General features: G+C 69.6%; 1 protein-coding gene. It reads left to right on the plus strand.

The annotated features are described in order from the left end of the window. On the plus strand, window positions 1-575 hold a 575-nt coding region (locus ACFHVL_RS31420; protein ID WP_416632253.1), incomplete at both ends, for a beta-ketoacyl synthase N-terminal-like domain-containing protein.

Below are 575 nucleotides of genomic sequence, written 5' to 3' on the forward strand. Positions count from 1 at the left end.
TCCGGTCGGGTGGCGTACCACCTGGGTCTGGAGGGGCCGGCGGTGTCGGTGGACACGGCGTGTTCGTCGTCGTTGGTGGCGTTGCATCTGGCGGTCAACGCGTTGCGAACGGGTGAGTGCGAGCTGGCTCTGGCCGGCGGTGTGACGGTGATGTCCACCCCGGAGGTCTTCGTCGACTTCAGCCAGCAGCGTGGGTTGGCGCCGGATGGGCGGTGCAAGTCGTTTTCTGATCACGCGGATGGGACGGCGTGGTCGGAGGGGGTGGGTGTGCTGGTGGTGGAGCGGTTGTCGGATGCGCGGCGTCGTGGTCACGGGGTGTTGGCGGTGGTGCGGGGTAGTGCGGTGGGTTCGGATGGTGCGTCGAACGGGTTGACGGCGCCGTCGGGTCCGGCGCAGGAGCGGGTGATCCGGCGGGCGTTGGCGGTGGCGGGTGTGTCGGCGGGGGGTGTGGATGTGGTGGAGGCGCACGGTACGGGGACGCGGTTGGGGGATCCGATCGAGGCGCAGGCGTTGTTGGCGACGTACGGGCAGGGGCGGGACGCGGATCGTCCGTTGTGGTTGGGGTCGTTGAAGTC

Origin of the sequence: Micromonospora sp. LOL_023 (assembly GCF_048060115.1) — a bacterium.
Taxonomy (GTDB): Bacteria; Actinomycetota; Actinomycetes; order Mycobacteriales; family Micromonosporaceae; genus Micromonospora_E.